The sequence below is a fragment of the Mucilaginibacter sp. P4_E8 genome, from assembly GCF_056401495.1.
Map to the genome: position 1 here is coordinate 1 of NZ_JBFUJG010000155.1, position 16,853 is coordinate 16,853.

14 protein-coding genes are annotated in these 16,853 nt (G+C 41.2%); 9 read left to right on the top strand and 5 right to left on the bottom strand.

The genetic code is table 11. The annotated features are described in order from the left end of the window. Positions 1 to 298 precede the first annotated feature (298 nt). From AC1DRQ_RS26735 to AC1DRQ_RS26745, 3 genes are read left to right on the top strand one after another with little or no spacing between them, the layout of a single operon-like run. A complete protein-coding gene (locus AC1DRQ_RS26735; RefSeq protein WP_477428454.1) occupies positions 299 to 709 on the top strand; it encodes a cytochrome c maturation protein CcmE domain-containing protein in 411 nt (136 codons plus the stop codon). 9 nt (positions 710 to 718) lie between these two features. Then, a complete protein-coding gene (gene ccsA / locus AC1DRQ_RS26740) occupies positions 719 to 3,181 on the top strand; it encodes a cytochrome c biogenesis protein CcsA (RefSeq protein WP_477428455.1) in 2,463 nt (820 codons plus the stop codon). 8 nt (positions 3,182 to 3,189) lie between these two features. Beyond that, on the top strand, positions 3,190 to 3,909 hold the full coding sequence (locus AC1DRQ_RS26745) for a phytanoyl-CoA dioxygenase family protein (RefSeq protein WP_477428456.1): 720 nt from the start codon (positions 3,190 to 3,192) through the stop codon (positions 3,907 to 3,909). A 124-nt stretch (positions 3,910 to 4,033) separates the two neighbouring features. Here the strand turns inward: AC1DRQ_RS26745 and AC1DRQ_RS26750 are convergent, their stop codons facing one another. Beyond that, entirely contained in the window at positions 4,034 to 4,957 is a 924-nt protein-coding gene (locus tag AC1DRQ_RS26750; RefSeq protein ID WP_477428457.1) for an alpha/beta fold hydrolase, read from the bottom strand. Between the two features lie 45 nt (positions 4,958 to 5,002). Between AC1DRQ_RS26750 and AC1DRQ_RS26755 the strand changes: the two genes are divergently transcribed. From AC1DRQ_RS26755 to AC1DRQ_RS26780, 6 genes are all read left to right on the top strand, one after another. Then, entirely contained in the window at positions 5,003 to 5,818 is an 816-nt protein-coding gene (locus AC1DRQ_RS26755) for a Rossmann-like and DUF2520 domain-containing protein (protein ID WP_477428458.1), read from the top strand. Between the two features lie 19 nt (positions 5,819 to 5,837). Then, positions 5,838 to 6,170, top strand: a complete 333-nt coding sequence (locus AC1DRQ_RS26760; protein ID WP_429395915.1) for a 2Fe-2S iron-sulfur cluster-binding protein — start codon at positions 5,838 to 5,840, stop codon at positions 6,168 to 6,170. A 115-nt stretch (positions 6,171 to 6,285) separates the two neighbouring features. Beyond that, positions 6,286 to 6,528, top strand: a complete 243-nt coding sequence (gene iscX / locus AC1DRQ_RS26765; protein ID WP_429395918.1) for a Fe-S cluster assembly protein IscX — start codon at positions 6,286 to 6,288, stop codon at positions 6,526 to 6,528. Positions 6,529 to 6,551: 23 nt separating this feature from the next. After that, on the top strand, positions 6,552 to 7,073 hold the full coding sequence (locus AC1DRQ_RS26770) for a KdsC family phosphatase (protein WP_429395921.1): 522 nt from the start codon (positions 6,552 to 6,554) through the stop codon (positions 7,071 to 7,073). A gap of 98 nt (positions 7,074 to 7,171) precedes the next feature. Then, on the top strand, positions 7,172 to 7,744 hold the full coding sequence (locus tag AC1DRQ_RS26775) for a Maf family protein (protein WP_429395924.1): 573 nt from the start codon (positions 7,172 to 7,174) through the stop codon (positions 7,742 to 7,744). A 65-nt stretch (positions 7,745 to 7,809) separates the two neighbouring features. Next, positions 7,810 to 8,463 (top strand): DUF4136 domain-containing protein, encoded by a 654-nt coding sequence (locus AC1DRQ_RS26780; RefSeq protein ID WP_477428462.1) that lies wholly within the window; start codon positions 7,810 to 7,812, stop codon positions 8,461 to 8,463. Positions 8,464 to 8,507: 44 nt separating this feature from the next. Here AC1DRQ_RS26780 and AC1DRQ_RS26785 read toward each other — a convergent pair whose 3' ends face one another. The 4 genes from AC1DRQ_RS26785 to AC1DRQ_RS26800 form a co-directional block, all read right to left on the bottom strand. Continuing rightward, positions 8,508 to 8,738: a hypothetical protein gene (locus tag AC1DRQ_RS26785; protein WP_477428464.1), complete on the bottom strand. Its 231-nt coding sequence runs from the start codon at positions 8,736 to 8,738 to the stop codon at positions 8,508 to 8,510. 4 nt (positions 8,739 to 8,742) lie between these two features. Next, positions 8,743 to 12,030 carry a T9SS type A sorting domain-containing protein gene (locus tag AC1DRQ_RS26790; RefSeq protein WP_477428466.1) on the bottom strand — a complete coding sequence of 1,096 codons (3,288 nt, stop codon included), beginning with the start codon at positions 12,028 to 12,030 and terminating at the stop codon, positions 8,743 to 8,745. Positions 12,031 to 12,385: 355 nt separating this feature from the next. Further along, a complete protein-coding gene (locus tag AC1DRQ_RS26795) occupies positions 12,386 to 15,655 on the bottom strand; it encodes a hypothetical protein (RefSeq protein ID WP_477428468.1) in 3,270 nt (1,089 codons plus the stop codon). Positions 15,656 to 15,898: 243 nt separating this feature from the next. Beyond that, positions 15,899 to 16,853 (bottom strand): ABC transporter ATP-binding protein (locus AC1DRQ_RS26800; RefSeq protein WP_477428470.1); only part of this gene is annotated, 955 nt, incomplete at its 5' end.

Sequence of the window (16,853 nt, forward strand, 5' to 3'; positions counted from 1 at the left end):
GCAAAGGGGCGCAAATAACATTTCTTTCCGCCCTGTACAGCTTAGAGATTRCTTCGTTCCTCGCAATGACGCGTGGGGAAGGAAGATCGCGTGGATAGGCAGGATTAGGAAGCGGAATTAGTACATGTCCTTTTTCCTTTATTCTTTATCTTTCATCCTGGTCTTATCTTATATCTTGATTCTCACTTCTTATTTCTTACTAAGAATAATTCTAAATAACACATATCCCTTGTAATAAACATTATTCGCTCAACGTTTTGTATTTTTGCATTCTATTTTATAATATATAAGCCGCGAAATGAAAAAAAGTGCAATTTTTGGTCTTGTTGTTATAGCTATAGCTATAGCGGTTATCATTAGTGTTTACTCTAACACCAGCACATACGGTACTTTTGGTGAAGCCCAAAAAACAAAAAGCGAATTGCATATTGTAGGCCATTTAAACAAATCAAAAGAATTGTTTTTTGATGCCACTAAGGATGCTAACTACTTTTCTTTCTACATGAAAGATAGTAAAGGTGATGAACGTAAAGTTGTATTTACAGGTACCAAACCTGAGGATTTTGAGCGCTCTGAACAATTGGTACTTACTGGTCAAATGGTAGCCAGCGAGTTTCATGCCTCCAAGATCCTGATGAAATGCCCGTCGAAATACACCCAGGATAAATTAGAAGTTACAGAAGTTAAGGCTAAACAGGCCACCATATAAATCATTTTGATGGATACAGTTTTTAAGGGTGAGCACCTTTTACCAGGGCAGTTAGGACAATTTTTTATCATTCTTGCATTCGGCTCGGCTCTCGTTTCATTTATTAGCTATTATTTTGCTACAACAGAGGATGCCGGTAAGCTAAACAGCAGCTGGCAACGCCTCGGTCGTATAAGCTTCTTTATTAATTTTGTATCTATTTTAGGCATGGGTACATGCCTGTTCTACGTTATATATAATCATTATTTCGAGTATCATTATGCCTGGGCCTATACTTCGCGCTCATTACCTGTTTACTACATTGTATCGGGTTTTTGGAACGGACAGGAGGGGGGCTTTTTGCTGTGGACCTTCTGGCAGGCAGTTTTGGGCAACATATTAATATGGAGGGCCAAATCATGGGAACGCTCTGTAATGACCGTTGTGGCTTTTTCACAAGTGGTATTGGGTGCCATGGTATTGGGTGTAGAAGTATTGGGTACACGGATAGGTAGTTCGCCATTCCTGCTATTAAGGAATGCACTGGAAGGCCCTATCTTCTCCAATCCCGATTATCTGTCATTTATAAAAGACGGACAGGGTATGAACCCATCCCTGCAAAATTATTGGATGATCATTCACCCGCCAACCCTGTTCCTGGGTTTTGCATCAATGGTGGTGCCATTTGCTTATGCGGTAGCGGGACTTTGGCAAAAAAAATATAAAGAGTGGGTAGCACCTGCTATACCATACGCATTGTTTTCCTGTATGATACTGGGCACTGGTGTTATCATGGGTTCGTTCTGGGCATACGAGTCGCTCAACTTTGGCGGTTTCTGGGCCTGGGATCCTGTAGAGAATGCCTCTATCTTCCCGTGGATCACGATGGTAGCTGCCGTACACGTATTGGTTGTATATAAAAACACAGGCCATTCCTATTTTACAGCTACCTTTTTAGTACTCATTACTTTTGTATTGGTATGGTACTCATCATTCCTGTCGCGCAGTGGTATTTTGGGCGAAACTTCGGTCCACTCGTTTACTGATAATGGGATGTTTTGGCAATTGGTTATTGGTGTTCTGGTATTCCTGGTACTCTCTGTATGGTTACTGGTAGYAAGATGGAAACAACTCCCGATTACCAAAAAGGACGAAGAAACCTACTCGCGCGAGTTCTGGATGTTTGTAGGCGCTGTATTTTTAGGCTTATCCTGTTTCCATCTGTTGGTAGTAACATCGGTACCGGTATGGAATGATATATTGAAGACCAAAATAGCGCCTCCGTCTGATAGTATTAAGCATTACAACGTTATACAATCATCATTTGCCTTTGTAGTAACTATACTAACCGGTTTTACCCAGTTTTTAAAATATAAAAAGACCGATGTTACCCGGTTTTTTATCACCACAGGCATTTACCTGCTTTTTGCTGCATTAGTAACCGCCCTGATAGTATACGGAACCGGTGTTTACAAGCTGAGTTTGGTATTTACACTGGTGATGTGGGGAGCTGTATATTCTGTTATTGCAAATGGCAAAGTACTTGCTGATGCATTTAAAGGCAAGTTTAAACTGGCAGGTTCGGCGGTGGCACATATCGGTTTTGGTTTTTTGATGATAGGCGCCCTTATTTCGGCCGGAACCAGCAAGGTGATCTCCATCAACAATACCGGCGAAGCATTTTCGCCTGAATTTGCCAAAGAACAAAACCCGCGTGAAAATATTTTGGTGTATCAAAATCAACCGGTAAAAATGGGCGACTTTTTAGTAACCTATACCGGCGATTCCATCTCTACCCCCAATATATTTTTTAAGGTTGATTATAAAAAGATAGGTGCCGGCGGAAAAGTGGAGAACGAATTTGTGCTAAAGCCTAAAGCTTTGATCAATAAAGGACAGATGTCGGCTTCACCTGATACTAAGCATTATCTGCTGCATGATATGTATACGCATATTACCATGTTTTATCCGGCCCCCACAGCTTTAACTGGCGGTGCAGATGGTGCAGACGGTCATGACGAAGGAAATGACGATAAAAACTATGATGCCCCGGTGAGCCATGAAGTTGCCCCGGGCGATACCATTAAATACCGCGACGGCTATATTTTACTAAAGAGCCTGACCAAAGAAACTAAAATACAGAACATTCCACTTGCTGATAGTGATGTGGCTATTGGTGCCAATTTGGAAGTGGTATCGCACGGTAATAAATACGAGGCCAAGCCTGTTTACATGATAAAAAGCGGCAACGTTTTTGATTTTGCCCGCAAGGTTGATGATGCCGGTTTAAAACTGCGTTTCAGTAAAGTAATACCAGAGACCAAAAAAGTAGAGATCATAGTTTACCAGCAACCCGAAAGCAAAAAGAAATTTATTGTAATGAAGGCTATTCAGTTCCCATACATCAATTTTTTCTGGGCAGGGACTATCATTATGGTGATCGGGTTTTTCCTATCCATCAGGCGCAGGAAAAAGGAACTTAAGACGGCTTAGTTGTTTGCATGGATAGTTTAGCCAGGCATCAGGACAATATTTTTTATGATGGGTTTACCATTGTTGACGATATTTTTACCGATGATGAGATCATAAGCATTATAACCGCCATTGAACAGGCTGACCCATCAAGCCCTACTTTCCGCAAAACTGACGATCTGTTTGCCATAAGGCAATTTTTAAAGGAAGTACCGCAAGTACTTCCTTTAATTTTTAACAGCAATTTAAAAGCACTTATTAATAACGTATTTGGAAACGGGTATTTCGTTGTAAAATCAATTTACTTTGATAAACCCGAACTTTCAAACTGGTTTGTAGCCTGGCATCAGGATCTTACTATTGTTGTTAATAACAAAGGTGATGTACCAGATTATGGTCCGTGGACGGTTAAGCAGAACCAGTTTGGCGTACAACCACCGCTTAATATATTACAGGATAACTTCACCATCCGTATTCACCTCGACGATACTGATCGGTATAACGGGGCGCTCAAGGTGGTCCCCGGATCGCATCAAAAAGATATCTATCGTCCCGAAACTATCAATTGGGAAGTTGAGACTGAAGCCATTTGCCCGGTTAAAGCCGGCGGTATAATGATCATGCGCCCGTTGCTGCTCCATGCATCAAACAGAACCATCAATAATAAAAAGAGGAGAGTAGTTCATATTGAATTTAGCAGGACTGAATTGCCAAATGGGCTTGATTGGGTGGAGAAGGAGTTGGTTTAAAAAAGCCTCTCGTGCGTCATTGCGGAAGCCCCTCTAAATCTCCCCCAAAAGGAGAGACTTTAAAGCCCTCTCCTTTGGAGAGGGTTGGGTGAGGCTTTCGTGCCAATGACGTGTGGGTATCTACTTACCCTTCCTTTAAAAACGACAGTATTTTATTATTCACGGTATCAGGCTTTTCGATTGATGGGAGGTGGGCGGCATCAGCAACCGGAAAAAAATCAACCTTTAACACACTGCGGATCGAATCGCTGAAACGGAAGGGGACGGTTTGGTCTTTTTTGCCCCAGATCAATAATACAGGTTTGTTAGCGCTGTTAAGACAGATATTGCTTTGCCGACCGTTTTGATCATAATCATACATGGTTGATACGAGTGCATTTCTGAAACCTTTATAGCGCATTTGCGGTAAGTAGCGTTTTACCCACTCCGGGTGGTCCCGGGGGTGCAAGAAATCATCCAACTGCCCGTTTGCACGTTGGTCTGAGTTAACGGCTTCGTTAAATAAAGTAAAATATTTAGGCGCAACCGGTTTTTCGCTTTCGTAAGCCGGATCAATAAGTATAACTTTGTTTATCAGCCCGGGGTGCTGGCAGGTAAAGTTGGTTATCATTTGGCCGCCAAAAGAAATACCGGCTAAATTAACATGACCCTGTAGCTTCAGACCGTTTATAAGATCCAGTAACTGGGTATTGTATAGTTCTTTGTCATACGCAACATCGGGCCTGTCAGAGTAGCCGCGGCCATACATATCATAACGCAGCACTTTGTAGCCATTTTTAACCAGGAATTCATAGGTGCCATCCCAAATATAATACGGAACGCTAAAGCCATGAACAAGTATCACTACCTCACCATTTGCTGGTCCTTCAAGCTGGTAGTGGGTTACACCTTTACTTAATTTTATGAAACTTCCTTCAATATTTTTACGGTTGGCAGCTGTTAAAGTTTTTTCCTCTTTATTATTATATCTATAAAAACTGTATAATATTAAAGCAGATGCCCCCACCAAAAATATTATAATTATTATGCTTACTTTAAGTATTTTCATAGTAATAGATGATGTTTACTAAAATACATAAATAATTAAACACGATTGTTTAATAAATACTTTAATTGTAAAAATTATATGCGTGTAACAATAATTGGTTCGGGTAATGTAGCCACACATATGGCGGCAGCATTTAAAAACGCGGGCCATCGTATCATTCAGGTTTACAGCCCCAATTTGCAAAATGCCTCTATGCTGGCTTATCATGTAGGAGCCCAGGCAATTAACAACCTTAATTCAATTTTGCCCGATACAGATATATTTATTGTTTCGGTTAAAGACGATGCTATCATTGAAATGGTCAAAGCACTGGCCAAACATCAAAAATTAATAGTACATACATCAGGCTCAACTAATTTGAATGATCTGCTGGCTTTTACCGGTAAGGCTGGTGTTTTGTATCCGCTCCAAACTTTTAGCAAAAACCGGGAGATTGATTTTGCCACAGTACCATTATGTATTGAAGGATCTGACGCTGACATAAAAGCTGATTTAGAGCAACTTGCAGGCACCATTGGTAAAAATATTTATAGCGTTAACTCGGGCGACCGTAAAATACTGCACCTGGCTGCGGTGTTTGCCTGCAATTTCCCCAATTATTTATATACCATAGCCCAGCAGTTGCTGGCGGCTCATCAAATGGAGTTTGATATGCTTAAACCGCTGATATTGGAAACAGCCCAAAAAGTACAGGAACAACCGCCCGCCTCTGTACAAACAGGCCCGGCCGTACGTAACGAWAAGGTTACCATGGATGCGCACCTGCAATTGCTTAACCATCAGCCTCAATTACAGGAGATATATCTCCTGTTAAGTCAGGGTATTATCAAAAACAATAATGAAGGGCATGGGGACAAGTAATTTTGTTACTTTTGCCTAAATGAACATTTTTAAAGTAAGGATAAATTTCGAGGAAAAAGGGTACGAAACTGTTGAATTACCTATAGCCGAAGGAGAATCTGTATTAGATGTATGCCTGGAAAATGGCATTGAACTACAGCACAATTGCGGCGGTGTATGCGGATGCAGCACCTGCCATGTTTATGTAAATAAAGGGATGGACAACGTTCAGGAAATATCTGATAAAGAAGAAGACTTTATTGACAGGGCTGTAGATCCCCGTATAAACTCGCGCCTGGGTTGCCAGTGTTTAATTATTGATGGCGATATTGAGGTTACACTACCCGATCAGTCACAGTTTTTGGGTCACTAATATGGTTTACGTTTAACATAGTACGTTATACGTGAATAATTGAGAAAAAATAATTGGGATATATAACCGAATAAAGAACGTATTACGTAAACGTATCACGTACAACATACAAAAGATGACAGATAATAAATTTGCCTTACCGATTCATTGGAATGATTACGAAGATATTGCAATTGAACTTTATGAAAAGTTTGGTGATGATTTTGACGAATCAAAAATATACCGTATCCGTTTTACCGAACTGCTGGAATGGGTATTAACATTGCCAAACTTTGAGGGTACCAGAGCCGAATCAAATGAAGGGCACCTGGAGCAAATCCAGTCGGCCTGGGTTTATGAGTGGCGCGATAATCAATAGAGTTAATCTGTGTAATCCAAAATATGGAATCATTTTTACATAAATTAAAAGATATAACCACGTTTATTTTTGATGTGGACGGCGTACTGACTGATGGTTCTGTTTTTGTGACGGATACAGGTGAACAAAGCAGGGCCTTTAATATCAAGGATGGTTATGCCCTGCAACTGGCTGTTAAATGCGGTTACAATGTATGCGCCATATCAGGCAGTAGGTCAAAAAGTGCTATTTACCGTTTAAATAGCCTGGGCATTCAGGACGTTTATATGGGTACGCATACCAAATCGCAGCGGTTTAAGGTATATCTCGAAGAAAAAGCTATTATAGCTACCAATGTATTATACATGGGCGATGATATTCCCGACCTGGAAACTATGAAACTGGCAGGCTTACCTGTTTGTCCGGCAGATGCGGTTGAGGAAATTAAAGCGGTAAGTGCCTACGTTTCGCCTTATGGCGGTGGTAAAGGCTGCGCCCGCGATATTATTGAAAAGGTGCTAAAAGTTCAGGATAAGTGGATGAGCGAACAGGCCTATAGCTGGTAAGAGCTCCACCCAACCCTCCCCGGTAGGGGGGAGAGCTTTAAGTCGAAAAATATAATATTTACCCTTTATCTTTTATCAATTATCTTTCGTCAAATAATATGCATTCAGTACCCAAAATTATCCTTGCATCAAAATCACCCCGCCGGCAGGAACTGCTCAGACTTATGGACCTGGAGTTTGAAGTTGTTTTAAAAGAGGTTGACGAATCATACCCTGATGGGTTAACGCCGCAGGAAGTTGCCGTATATATTGCCCGTAAAAAAGCCGAAGCATTTGACCAAACCATAGGGGATGAAGTAGTGCTTACTGCCGATACCATTGTTTGTGTTGATGGCCGGATATTGGGTAAACCAGAAACGCCTGAGCATGCTATCGAAATGCTGCAAACGCTATCAGGCAAGGTACACCAGGTTATTACCGGGGTATGCCTGTTATATAAACACCGGTACAATAACTTTTTTGATGTATCAGAAGTGTTTTTCCGTAAGTTGAGTGATCAGGAGATCAGGAGTTATGTGGCCGAATACAATCCGCTGGATAAGGCTGGTTCATATGGCATTCAGGAGCGTATTGGATTGATAGGTATTGAGCGCATAAGCGGCTCTTATACTAATGTTGTGGGGCTCCCTACAGAAAAGTTATATGCTCAATTAACTAATTTGAATAAATAATTATTTAAATTAAACCTTTGTTTATTTAATAGTCTAAGATTTAAATATAAGGGAGTTAATTTATCATGAATAGAACTATTTATATAGGGCTGGTAATATTGCTGGTCTCCGCCCTATCTGCTTGCAGCAGCTATAATTATTATACCGCAGCCCGTAACAAAACCGATCTTTCATCTTACCGTACATTTGCCTGGTTACCGCCCGAAACAAGTAACAAGGCTGGTGGTGTTGTAAAAAAAGAGATTGCCGACGAAAAAGTAAAGGAAGCTGCTATTACCGCATTACAAACCAAGGGCCTGCGATTGCAGGAAAATAACCCCGATCTGCTGGTGAGTTATTCCACCGTAACTGGCAGAGGCATGAAAACTGAATTTTATCCGGCTTATTATGGCGGCTTCGGTTGGGGCGGCTGGGGTGGCTGGGGCTGGGGTGGAGGCTGGGGATACCGTCCGTTTTACGGCTACTATGGTGGCTGGGGTGGCTGGGGATATCCCTACGGCGGATTTGGCGGCGGTTATGCCCGCGTTCCGTATAAAGAAGGTACCCTCATTATTGATATTATTGACCGCAATACCCGCCGTTTAGTATGGCGCGGATTTGGGGTAGGCGAATTGCGTAATCCAAAAAGAACACTCGAAGAGTTACCAAAAGTGGTTGACGGCGTGCTGAAACAGCTGCAATTAAACCAGATAAATCAAATGCAGATCAAGAAAGCGTAAGATATTTAATACCGATAAAAACAATTCAGAGATCCCTTTGAGCCCTAAGCCTGAAGGGATTTTTGTTTGCGGTGTAAGTGGAGGGCTGTAAAAATTACAGCAATGATCACTAATGCAATTACCCAGGTATCAAGGGGGCAACCGTCAGGTCCCCCATCATTACCATCACAAAGCCCGTCACCGGGGTCGGCAAAACAATTTGTAGTGACCAGTAAATAAAGGCATACACCCAGTAAAAATTTATACTTGCTTTTTACAAAGGTTATCACTGTCATTTGGTTATTGTTTAAAAAATTTCGCACTTCCAATTCGCTTCCCTGTAGCTTCGTCAATAGCATCAACAATGTAAATCCCTTTAAGCAGGTTGCCAACATCCTGTTGTACCGAATCAGTATTGCTGGCAGTTATAGTTTTAATCATACTTCCTGTTGAACTCACAATATTAACTTTAACACGGTTACTATATGTTTTACCAAAGTTAATATTAATATTTTGTGCAGCGTTGGTTGGATAAACAATAAACTTTAAAAATCTTGAATTCTGATAATTAAATGTTAGGTTTTTTGAAATATCAGTATTACCGGTAACTAAGGTTTGCATTAAGCGATAGGTAACTTGCCCTGTGCCAACCGCCTTATCTGTAAAGGTATAAACCCCCTCACCGGTTGATAGCAGGCTGTCAATAGCTGTAAATGATTTGCCGCCATTGGTGCTTTTTTCAACCGCGAATTTGGTGAAATTACTTTCATTATCAGTTTTCCAGGTGAGTTGGATGCCGGCTGTAACCTTAGCTCCATTAAAGTCCAATAATTTGTACTCATGCCCGGGGGCAATACCAATGCTTAAGTAAAAGCGGTCATGCGCAAAGCTGGCCTTATCAGTGGTTACATTGAAGCTATACTCCGGGTTATGCACCACATCTAAAGAATCATTAGTGAATTTATCTTTTAAAAAGATGGTGTAGCGTTCATCAATGTTTTGTTTAAACGGTGAAGTGATCTTATAAACGCCGTAATTAGAAAAAGTAACTATAAGGTTTACGCGTTTTAGCTTTTCCAGATCGGTGGTATAATTAGCAAAGCAGCCGATGGAATCAGCCGTTAAAGAGTAAAGCAGATCGCCCTGGCCCGATGGCTGAAAGTATGGCGCATCCTCGCCCTGAACAAATTTATTATTTGCGCTTTTGTCAAAATTAATATCAGTTGAATTATGGATGATAGAATCCTTAACCAATTCCAATCTTAACCTCGGCATAGCATCAACACTGGCAGTATTGTTAGCCGCTGATGAAGCTAATACTTGCTGTATATTACCTTCATGCGGGTTAACAGCCAGTTTGGTCAACGCATTATTGGGATTAGGTTTTACATTGAAAATTGGAATAGTAGATGGGGCAGCAGAGTAGGCAGAATAAGCAACCTTCATCGTTTCATTAAAAGTAATGGCTGAAGCCGAAGTGGCTAAGGTAAAAAATCCCTGGCCCGATAAGGCATAGCGGCTTGCCCCTGCACCTGCTGAGCCAGTTGTGCCTACAGAGGCATCATAAAGTGCAAATTTGGTGGAAGAACTAAAGGCACCAGTACTGGCATCTTTAACCAGCATGTAATAAAATTTGTTGGTGGTATTCAGGTTATAAAGAGCACGCAGATCAATAACCGATGCATAAGGGTTACCAATGAGGTTAAGCCCTTTTTTGAGTGGTTCAGATGAAGCAAATGACAAAGTAGCCGGGGCACCTACTGCTGTTGCAGTGTAATAAGTGGGCACGGTGCCTGGGAAATTAATAATATTCGCTGTAAGGGGGGCATTGGTTGCGCTTGTCCCTTTAATAACGGTCCCAAAAAAGTTTAATGTTGCATCGTCAGTGGCCRGAAAAGGTTTTACAAAGGGGTTAACAATACTTCGGCTTCCCCTAAAATAATATAAAAACCCGTTTGCGGGCGGTACTCCCTGCGATGTAGAACTAAATAAATTATAGGTATTGATAGCACCATTAGTAAATGTTGTGGTTGTATTGGTAACCGGTGATGAAAGCAGCATATATCTGCGTAAATTACCTTTTACAAAGCGCTGTACATTGATACTTCCGGTTATAGTGCCGGCCGCAAGCGTACCTATGCTGGCATCACCTGCTAAAGCTGATTTTAAGGTTAATGCCGTAGTTGTTGGTGTAATATTGCCAACGGCAAGGGTGGATGTGCCGACAACATTTAGGGTGTACAAAGGGGCCACAGTAAATTTGCTGCCCGAGGCCATAATTTTTGTATTGCCTCCTGAAAAAGTTACATTATAAAAATTGGTGCCTGTAGCTGTAGCATCTGTTAAAGTTTGTGCGGTGCCATCAAAGGTAATGGTAGGAGTAGCGTTAGGGGTAAAAGTGCCTGTATTGGTGTAATCTTTAGCGATGCTTAAGGCGCCTGTACCCATGTTCATGATGCCTGCATTACTGAGCGTTCCGTTTATGTCGATAGCTCCTGCGCCACCGGTAATGGTTGCAGCTGAATTATTTGTCCAGGTAGCGGCGGTGGAGGTGGTTGCACCAATAGTGGTTGCTGTGCTGTAAGTGTCAAATTTAACACTTGAGGTCGTTACGAGCGTTGAATCAATTACCAGTGTACTTGCATTGGTTGCTCCAGATGTGCCTATTGTTGCTGTACCACTACCCTCTATAACAAGATTGTCATAGGTTGGTCCTGCGTTATAGAAACCGCCACCAGATCCAAATCCATTAAAGGAAGATGTATAAATTGTAGGATTTGCTGCTGTATAACGAATTGTGGACCTGCCTCCCAGCAAAGCCCCCTGCCTGTTACCATCAAAGTTAACAGAGCCATAAGGGATGGGGATTGTAGCTACTGCATTAGCATTATTCAGATATAACGTTGGATTACTTTTAGGAGAACTTACATTATATGTCTGGTTTACGGTGAAATATCCAAGATTACTACCTGAAACAAAAAGGTTTGGGTTGGTAATAGCTATTTTTCCGTCAAGTCTCATAATCCCATCCTCTAACCTAAATCCGCTGCCATTAGTTAAGCCTGTGCTTATAATTATATTAACATCGCCGGTCACCTTTAAATTAGCTATATGTGAAAAAAGAAAGCTGTTTTGTCCAGTTATAACGCCCAAAAGGCCAACTTGAATAGTGGTACATTGAATAGTGGCAGTGCCTTCAAGATAATTATTAATCGTAGTACCTGCACTATTACCAGTATTTGGATTTTGCGTTATGGTACCACTTACAAGTAAAGTTCCTGTTGCACCATTTACCGTCAATATTGTTCCGGGAATTGTTCCGCTATATTGTTTTGACCCAAATGTAATGGATGCTATGGTTAATGTTTGATTAGCAGTCAGTGTTAATATTGGTTGACGGGTGTAAACAGGAATTAAAGTATTGACCCCAAATCTAACGATGTCTGTAGTTCGGCCCATACCTCCCGGATAGTCAGCCGTTCCAGTTCCGGTTCCGCTTATCGTCCAATTGGCTGTAGTGTTCCAGTCTATTGAACTGCTGCCATCCCAGTCAAACGTATATGCAAAAGCTCTGCTATGTATAAACATTAAACAAATACTTAACAGGAAAATTTTTGGTAACCGTGTTTGCAAATTAAGATATAGCAAGGTTTTGTAAATTAGTACTTTGTGTGATAGAACCTTTTTACGGTTTTAATTTCTTCAAAGTTTCTTTTTTTTACCATAAAGACATGATACTGAGTGAACAAAATGAATGCTAATAAATTTTATAGCTGATTTTAGCATAAATGGGTGATAAATGTCATGTTTTAAGTGATCTGTATTAAAAAAAAGATGTTCTTAAAATGATCCAAATAGAAAACTATTTCCTGTATCGGGGAAAACTATTGGCCGTAAACTTGTAGTAGAGCTAATGAAGCAAAATCATTAGGCTGAAGTTACCTTATTGCTTTAAAAATTTAGCACTTCCAATCCGCTTGCCAGTGGCTTCGTCTATGGCTTCTACAATGTAAAGTCCTTTGATAAGGCTTCCAACATTTTGCTGTACAGTATCAGTATTGCTGGCAGTTATGGTTTTTACCATACTGCCGTTTGCACTTATTATATTTATTTTGATATTGTTGCTGTATGTTTTCCCCAGCCTGATATGGATATCCTGCGCGGCGTTGCTTGGGTATACCATAAACGTTAAAAGCCTGGTAATATCCAAATAATCAAAGACCAGGTTTTTTGAAAGTTGTGTATCGTCCGTAACCAGGGTTTGTGCCAGGCGGTAGGTAATTTGCCCTGTGCCTGGTGCAGGATCAATAAAAGTATAGTTACCAGCGCCGGTTGATTGCAGGCTGTCAATAGTTACAAATGATTTGCCGCCATTGGTGCTTTTTTCAATGACGAATTTGGTAAAGGTGCTTTCGTTATCAGTTTTCCAGTTGAGTTGTATGCCTTCAGTGATCTTAGTACCGTCAAAACCCAACAATTTATAATCGTGACCGGGGGCAACCCCAATGCTTAAATAAAAACGGTCATGCGCATAGCTGGCCGCGGTCTTATCTACATTAAAAGAATATTCGGAATTGTGCACTACATCCAAAGAATCATTGGTGTATTTATCCTTTAAAAAGATGGTGTAGCGCTCATCAATGTTTGTTTTAATGGGTGAGGTAAGTTTATATAAACCATAATTTGAAAAGGTAACCGTAAGATTTATACGTTTTAATTTTTCAAGATCAGAAGTATAGTTCACAAAGCAGCCAATGGAATCGGCAGTTAACGAATAAAGCAGATCGCCCTGACCAGATGCCGCGATATATGGAGCATCTTCGCCGGGTACAAAGCTTGCTTTCGCGTTCTTGTCAAAGCTGATGTCGGCTGTATTCAATATGGCTGTATCCCGCATAAGCTCCAAACGCAACCTCGGCATAGGGTCGGCAGGTGCCTGCGACGATGTAGCAAACACTTGTTGCAAATTGTTTTTGTTAGGGCCAGTTGCTAAAGTTTTAAATGCTAATGGCGGATCATGTATAACATTAAATACCGGGTTGGTTGAGGCGGGACTTTTGTAAGATAAATAAGGTACTTTCATGGTCTCATTAAATACAATGGACGAGCTTGCCGTAGGTGCTACAACAAAAAAACCCTGTCCCGACACCGCGTACCGGCTTGCTCCTGCCGGCGGGGTGCCCGCATTGCTGGCATCATAAGTCGCGTACTTTGTAGAATAACTTTGGGGACCCGTACTTATATTTTTAACCAGCATGTAAAAGAACTTGTAATTGTTGCTGTTAGCTGTATAAATAGTTTTTAAATCTATAACTGACGGATAAGGATTACCCAGCAGGTTAAAACCTAATTTGGTTGGAGCTAAACTGCTACGGGATAAACTTGTTGAAACGCTAACCGCCGACGAACTGTAATAAGTGGGTGGAGTACCTAAAAAATTAATAATGTTTGCCGTAAAAGAACCGTTGGTGCCCGCGCCTTTATAAACCGACCCTGAAAAATTTAGTGTAGCATTGTCAGGGGCTGGAAACGGGCTAATAAATGCAGCAGCGCTTGATACACCTGTCCGGCTCCCTCTAAAATAAAACTCTACTCCGTTTGCCATGGGTACGGTTTCATTGATGGTATTAAAGCCTTTAAACTCATTGCCTACAACTACGTTTACATTTGCTGTAAGCGGAGAGTTTTCGTCATACACAAAAACCGATGGTGTGTTAAGGGGCGAGGTATCAAACCCATTGCCTGAACCACCCGGGCCAGTAATATAAGTAGTGGCAAATAACGGGAGCAAATTATAAGTATTAGCCGATGCATTGGCAACAGGCGATGAAATTAACATGTAACGACGCGGTCCGATTGATCCACCACCGCCTATAACATAACGCTGCACATTAATGCTGCCGGTAATGGTTGCTGTAATGGCATTACTGCTGGCATCTGTGCTTAAACTTGCTATACTGGCATCCCCTGTGGAGTTTGACAATAAGGTAAGGCTGTTAGCGGCACCGGCATCTACAGACATGGTGGCTGTACTCGTTTTTAAAAAGGCTAAAGTGCCTAAAGCAGCAATATCATTTCGGCCGCTTAATGTAGCAGTTGATGCTGATGAAGTAAGGTTGTAAAATACTGTACCAACCGGAGAGGCCGGTAAGGATGCGTTAACGTAAGTCCCTCCAATAACAGACTGGTTAGTGCCCGTTAATTGAACGGTATTTGTATTGGTAACAAAATCAATCGGCGAGCCGGCTGAATTATTAATGGTATCAGCTACAGTGATCAGGCCTGACTTTGCTTTTTTAATACCGGATCCTGAAAACGTTAAATTTTGGTAAAGTGCAGGAGAGGCATCTAAATATGCAGGTGAATTAACAGTGCTATAAACATTTTGCGGGGTGCCAACTGTACCAGAGGTGTTATTATACTCTATTGTAGCTTCCCCGGTTCCTGTGCTATTATAAAAATCAACAGAGCCGGCAAGACTTGCCGAATTAATTGGGGTTATGCCTGGGAGCTGTAATTTAGCATTTGAGCCTGATGGCGGCTCAATAATGAAAGTAGGCGACCCAGCCCCTGCAGGATTAGTTTTAGTTAATATGTAACCATCAATTAAGGTAGTGCCTCCCTGTAATGAAAAAGCTGCATCAATTTTCCCTAAAGTTATGGTTACAATAATAGTAATGGTGATGCTGGTGGTGAAAACGTTTACATTGGTTATAACATGTAGGTTTTTAATTGTTGATATCAGTTTTAAAGTAGTGTTTGTTAAAATGTTGGTTAAAGCAACAAGCGGGCTATTGGTACCTACTTGTACTGAATTGCAGGTTAGTACTCCCGAGCCGGCAATTATTGTAGTATAACTTACAAGTATTGTTGGAGATTGAAGAACATTCCCGGTTACTGTCATATTGCCATTTACTGTTAACGTAATTGGACCAAATAATGCGGGCAATAAAGCTCCGAAAGTAATTGATGACAACGATATAGTGCTGCCTGATGGAAAAGTAGGAGAACTAATAAGGGTTTGTGTCAATCCAATTGTTATATCATCACCGGTTACAGGTACACCGGTTGGTAACCAGTTTGCACCGGTGTTCCAATCTGTCCCAGTGGCAGCAAGGCTACCAACCCAGGCCTTTGTTGCCGCGCCAGCCTCCTTCACCTGCAAACAAAGTAACACCAGGAGCAATATCGAATAACGTAATAAGATTTTCATAAAACACAGGGGCAAATACCGCAGAAATTCTTACGAGCTATTAAACTTGATAAGTAATTTACAGCTTATTACGTGTGTTTTTGTATAAGGGTAATAGGGTTTAAAGCAATGAACAAAATGAACGAATAAACCGTATTCAGACGAAAAATCTTATCCTATTTTATAAATTACAAATTAATTATAAGGAAATATTGGAGGCTTGATCACGGGGTTGTTGTGCAAATATTCCCCGTACCATCTCGGTTAATTGACTACTTTTCCTTTATCCAGGCGTAATACCTTGTCAACACTGTTTGGTATTTCGTGCTGGTAATGGGTTACATAAATAAGGGTAACATTGCTCAGGCTGCAAATGGTATCAATCAGGTTTTTAAAATGGAGTTGCTGATGATCGTCCATGCCCTGGCAGGGTTCGTCAAAAATAAGCAGCGAAGGGTTTTTTATAAGCGCCCTGGCCAGCAGGCATAGACGTTGGGCGCTGGCTGGTATGTTTTTAAGCAGGGTGCGTGCATACTGGTCAATTTCAAGCGCTTTCATCCAGCGCAGGGCAACTCCGGCCCGCTCTTTATTACTGGGTCTGAACAGTCCCAGCGTATCATAATAACCTGATTCAATTACCTGTAAGCAACTGTTATCAGTGGGGAAGTATTGGTGCAGCTCGGGCRATACAAAGCCTATTTTCTTTTTTATATCCCATATGCTTTCGCCAGTGCCGCGTTTTTTGTCAAACAAAATAATATTGTTGGCATAGGCCTGCGGGTTATCGCCATTAATTAAACTTAATAAGGTTGATTTACCCGCGCCATTAGGGCCAAGTAACGCCCATCTGTCGCCTGTTTTTAACTCCCAGTTTACATCGTCAAGTATAACTTTATCACCATATTGAATATGTACCTTATCCATTTTTACTATCCAGTTGTAAGCAACAGGGTTTTTGCCAATGTTTAATAAGTTGCTCAGCTCTTCAGTATCAATACTGTCGGTAGTATCAGGTTCAAACTGCCCGGCGTTAAACTCAGCTTTGGCTATTTGATGAACAATTGCGCCGTTTTCTAAAACAGCTACATGGGTAATGGCATCAGGTATTTCATGTACCGGAGTTGCCATGATCAAGCTGATACCTGATGCTGTAATCTGTTTAATTATACCGTTAAATTCCTGCCTGGTTTTTACATCAAGGCCGGTCAAAGGGTTATCC

What these genes read in the sequence shown, in the direction of transcription:
- AC1DRQ_RS26785 (WP_477428464.1), bottom strand. Translation starts at nt 8,738, where the DNA reads ATGACAGTGATAACCTTTGTAAAAAGCAAGTATAAATTTTTACTGGGT.
- AC1DRQ_RS26750 (WP_477428457.1), bottom strand. Translation starts at nt 4,957, where the DNA reads ATGAAAATACTTAAAGTAAGCATAATAATTATAATATTTTTGGTGGGG.
- iscX (WP_429395918.1), top strand. Translation starts at nt 6,286, where the DNA reads ATGACAGATAATAAATTTGCCTTACCGATTCATTGGAATGATTACGAA.
- AC1DRQ_RS26770 (WP_429395921.1), top strand. Translation starts at nt 6,552, where the DNA reads ATGGAATCATTTTTACATAAATTAAAAGATATAACCACGTTTATTTTT.
- AC1DRQ_RS26745 (WP_477428456.1), top strand. Translation starts at nt 3,190, where the DNA reads ATGGATAGTTTAGCCAGGCATCAGGACAATATTTTTTATGATGGGTTT.
- AC1DRQ_RS26735 (WP_477428454.1), top strand. Translation starts at nt 299, where the DNA reads ATGAAAAAAAGTGCAATTTTTGGTCTTGTTGTTATAGCTATAGCTATA.
- AC1DRQ_RS26795 (WP_477428468.1), bottom strand. Translation starts at nt 15,655, where the DNA reads ATGAAAATCTTATTACGTTATTCGATATTGCTCCTGGTGTTACTTTGT.
- AC1DRQ_RS26775 (WP_429395924.1), top strand. Translation starts at nt 7,172, where the DNA reads ATGCATTCAGTACCCAAAATTATCCTTGCATCAAAATCACCCCGCCGG.
- AC1DRQ_RS26780 (WP_477428462.1), top strand. Translation starts at nt 7,810, where the DNA reads ATGAATAGAACTATTTATATAGGGCTGGTAATATTGCTGGTCTCCGCC.
- AC1DRQ_RS26760 (WP_429395915.1), top strand. Translation starts at nt 5,838, where the DNA reads ATGAACATTTTTAAAGTAAGGATAAATTTCGAGGAAAAAGGGTACGAA.